Source organism: Stenotrophomonas pictorum JCM 9942, assembly GCF_001310775.1.
Classification (GTDB): Bacteria; Pseudomonadota; Gammaproteobacteria; order Xanthomonadales; family Xanthomonadaceae; genus Stenotrophomonas; species Stenotrophomonas pictorum.
The window spans coordinates 1-4,025 of the sequence record NZ_BAZI01000248.1 but is presented as its reverse complement, the minus strand read 5'-3'; the positions used below and the strand labels follow the sequence as shown (position 1 = coordinate 4,025).

General features: G+C 64.3%; 3 protein-coding genes. 1 reads left to right on the top strand and 2 read right to left on the bottom strand.

What is annotated here, in order from left to right; translation table 11 throughout:
- Positions 1 to 617: 617 nt before the first annotated feature.
- Positions 618 to 1,394 (top strand): hypothetical protein, encoded by a 777-nt coding sequence (locus JCM9942_RS11740; RefSeq protein WP_425478347.1) that lies wholly within the window; start codon positions 618 to 620, stop codon positions 1,392 to 1,394.
- Between the two features lie 536 nt (positions 1,395 to 1,930).
- Here the strand turns inward: JCM9942_RS11740 and JCM9942_RS11735 are convergent.
- Together JCM9942_RS11735 and lpdA are read right to left on the bottom strand one after the other, a co-directional pair.
- Positions 1,931 to 2,548: a DUF6624 domain-containing protein gene (locus tag JCM9942_RS11735; protein WP_054659858.1), complete on the bottom strand. Its 618-nt coding sequence runs from the start codon at positions 2,546 to 2,548 to the stop codon at positions 1,931 to 1,933.
- Positions 2,548 to 4,025, bottom strand: a 1,478-nt coding sequence (lpdA, locus tag JCM9942_RS11730) for a dihydrolipoyl dehydrogenase (protein WP_157722888.1), incomplete at its 5' end; no start/stop codon positions are given. The genes JCM9942_RS11735 and lpdA, both read right to left, overlap by 1 nt.

The window sequence follows — 4,025 nt, the reverse complement described above, 5'->3', positions numbered from 1 at the left end:
CCGCCGCACCCGAGACCAGGGCGCCGAGCGCGTACTTTGGCCCCATGAAGAGGAAGGCCAGAGCCAGGACCACCACTGCGGCCAGCGGATAGGCCGCAGCGCGCAACATCAGTCGCCGACCCGCATCAACGGAGTTCAGCACGTCAAAGTGTCCTGCTAGATGGTAAGGAAGAGCCGAGCCGCGCGAAGACGTCTCGTCGAGCCGTGAAAGTATAGCAGTGGGACATTTTGCGAGACAACCGCCACAGGACACCCTTATGACTATGCAAGTTGCCGCAATTTCAGGAATTTTCATTGGAACATCCCGATCGGGGTGACCCACGGGGCGGGAATGCTGCACTGCGATGCCGGGAACTTCGCGATTCGCGCCAGGTCACACCGGCAGTCCGTCGCGCATTACCTCGTCGATGTGGGCGACGGACCGGGTGAGGTGGCGCCGCACGCCCTCGACGGCGCCACCTCACCGCACTTTGCGTGCATACACATCGCGTGCACCTCGCGCTCACCCGCAAGCCACGTGCGATCGGGGATAGTCAATTGCTTTCACGCAACACAGGAAAGCAATCACGATGCGCAAATTCTCCCCGCTGGCAGCGATCGCGCCGTGCGCCTTGGCAATGACCCTGTTCCACCTGCCGCTGGCGCAAGCGGCTGAGCAGGACCCCCGCTTCACACTGCGCCTTGGCGCGATGAACATCGACACCGACAACACCCTCCGCGGCAGCACCGTGATCGGCGGCCAGCCGATCAACCTTTCCGAGGATTTCGGCATGGGCGGCAAGGAATGGGAACCGCGCGTGGACGGCCTGTTCCGCATCAGCGACCGCCAGCGCCTGATCTTCGACTACTTCAAGTACGACAAGAAGCGCCGCCAGACGCTGGACGAAGGCATCAGCTACGGTGACACGACAGTGCCGGCCGGCAGCTTCGTCAAGGGCGAGCTGAAGTACCAGGTTGCGACCCTGGTCTACGATTACTCGGTGGTGGACAGCGAGCAGTTCGACCTGGGCCTGCAGCTGGGCGCCGAGTACGCCGAGGTCAGTGCCGATGCCCATGCCGACCTGGGAGACCTCTACCAGGGCCGCTTCCTCAACGAGAAAGCCGATGGCATCGCACCGGTGGTCGGCGCGCGCCTGACGTTCACGCCCTCGGAGCACTGGCTGATCAACCTGCAAGGCCAGTACCTCAATACGCGCTGGGGCAGCTTCGACGATTACAAGGGCGACCTCAGTCGCGCCAACGCCATCGTGCAGTACAACTTCAATCCGAATTTCGGCATCTTCGCCGGCTACGACTGGTTCAAGCTCGATGCCGACAAGCGTGGCAGCGACGGCGTGATCGGCCTGAAGCAGGAGTTCAAGGGCCCGCTGGCAGGCGTGAGCCTGTCGTTCTGATATCGACCCCGCAGGATCTGCACTAGTGCCGCGCTGTGCCCGGCAGGGGCGTTATCGGCAAAGCCCGACCGCCCCTGCCGGCCCTCCCTTTGTCCACGGCCAAGGGAGTGCGCGCACCCACGCCGTGCCCGGCGGAGGAGTTCACCGCAATAGCGAGCCATGCCCGGCAACGAACTTGGACAGGAGACGGCAGCGCGCCTGGTGATGCCGGCACCGCAATCCAGACGCCGCGCAGTGCGACACCCCCCATGCCGGGCGGCGGATGCGCCACGGCGCCGGGATTCCATCGCAGCGTACGCATCCTGCCCTGCTCTTCCCGAATGCAGCAGGCCCGCCCCTCGACTTGAAAAAGAAGAGGAAAGCTTCGAGAAGAAGCCCACTTTCTGTTGCGCCAAGCGACCTGCCTCGCTCAACGCATGCGGAGGTTGTTCATCACACAACGGCAGTCATCTATCGGCATCAATCCGACTTCTGCACGCAATTCATCAAGGCGTTGCGGATTCTCCACCGGCGCCATTTCAATCGGACTATCGGCGTCAGTGGGTGAACTGCGAACCATAGCGCTGCGGCTTTCCTTGCGCGCGCAACACACGGTCCACCAGCATCGCGTAGCGTCGCCCCTCGATGCCGCCGAAGTCCGGTACCGCTCCGTAGTGCTCGAGCAGCTTCGCCTGCAGAACAGGATCGGCATCTGCATGCTGGGCGAGCAACCACACCGCAGACATTCCATCGGCCCCTACTGCGGCGTCTGTCGGCAACTGGCCCGCGTCCAGCCAGGAACGCAGCACCGCGCTGTTGTGCCTATCCACCGCGGCAGCCTGATCCAGTAGCCCCTGCGTCGGCTTGCGCCCGTCGCCGAACGCCCGCTCTCGCACCTCCCGGTCCCGCTCGGCCATATCCCGCAGCAAGCGACGCCGTTCCGGATCAGTGGGCGGCACCGCGGCGAGAGCAGCGGCCTTTGCAGCGGCCTCGTTGCGCTCGCTCCATTTCCGGGCCCCCGGACACCCCAGCAACGGATCCGTCTCCGCCAGAACAGGCGTACTCATCAGCACGATTCCCACCAGCAACCACCGCTTCATGCGTTTCTTGCTCCTGAATTCGACCCGGCTGGCACAAAGAAAAAGCCCGGCGTTTGCCGGGCTCTTCGTCTGCATCACTTCTTCTTCGGGATATACAGATCGGTGATGGTGCCGTCGTAGATCTCCGCGGCCATCGCCACCGACTCGCTCAGGGTCGGATGGGCGTGGATGGTGTGGCCGATGTCCTCGGCCTCGGCACCCATCTCGATGGCCAGGCCGATTTCGGCCAGCAACTCGCCGGCATGCATGCCGACGATGGCACCACCGATCACACGATGGGTTTCCTCGTCGAAGATCAGCTTGGTGAAGCCTTCGGTACGGCCGGTACCAATGGCACGACCGCTGGCCGCCCACGGGAACTTGGCCACACCCACCTTCAGGCCCTTGGCCTTGGCCTCGGTCTCGGTGACGCCGACCCAGGCGATTTCCGGGTTGGTATAGGCCACCGACGGAATCACCCGCGCCACCCACTCTTTCTTCTCGCCGAAAGCCACTTCCGCAGCCAGCTTGCCCTCGTGCGTGGCCTTGTGCGCCAGCATCGGGTTACCGACGATGTCGCCGATGGCGAAGATGTGCGGCACGTTGGTGCGCATCTGCCGGTCGACCGGAATGAAGCCGCGGTCGGTGACTTCGACGCCCGCCTTGTCGGCATCGATCTTCTTGCCGTTGGCCGAACGGCCGACCGCGACCAGCACGCGATCAAACGTGCCGCTTTCCATCGCCGGCTTCTCGCCTTCGGTGGCCGCCTCGAAGGTCACGGTGATGCCCTTCTTGTCGGCGGTCACACCCGAGGCCTTGGTCTTAAGGTGGACCTCGATGCCCTGCTTCTTCAGACGGTCGGCCAGCGGCTTGACCAGGTCCTTGTCGGCGCCCGGCATCAACTGGTCCATGAACTCGACCACGGTCACCTTGGCCCCCAGGGCGCTGTACACGGTGGCCATTTCCAGACCGATGATGCCGCCGCCGACGACCAGCAGCGAACCCGGCACTTCGGCCAGTTCCAGCGCGTCGGTGGAGTCCATCACGCGCTTGTCGTCCCACGGGAAGTTCGGCAGCTTCACCGCCTGCGAACCGGCGGCGATGATGCACTGCTCGAAGCGCAGCAGCTGGGTCTTGCCGTCCTCGCCGGTGATTTCCAGCTCGTTGGCCGAGATGAACCTGGCCACGCCCTGCACGGTGCGCACCTTGCGCTGCTTGGCCATGCCAGCCAGGCCCTTGGTCAGCTGACCGACAACCTTTTCCTTGTAGGCACGCAGCTTGTCAAGACTGATCTTCGGCGCGCCGTATTCGATGCCCAGTTCATTGGCGTGCGCGGCGTGATCGATGATCTCGGCCGCGTGCAGCAAGGCCTTGGAAGGAATACAGCCGACATTGAGGCAGACGCCGCCAAGGCTGGCATAGCGCTCGACCAGCACGGTATCCACGCCCAGATCGGCCGAACGGAACGCGGCGGTGTAGCCGCCGGGACCGGCGCCGAGCACCACCATCTTGCATTCCACGTCGGCCTTGCGACCGCTGGAGGGCATCGGCAGCACGCGGGCGGCCACCGCCG

Excerpts from the sequence above, each read along its gene's own strand:
- JCM9942_RS11735 (WP_054659858.1), bottom strand. The coding sequence starts at position 2,548 with ATGCAGACGAAGAGCCCGGCAAACGCCGGGCTTTTTCTTTGTGCCAGC.
- JCM9942_RS11740 (WP_425478347.1), top strand. The coding sequence starts at position 618 with ATGACCCTGTTCCACCTGCCGCTGGCGCAAGCGGCTGAGCAGGACCCC.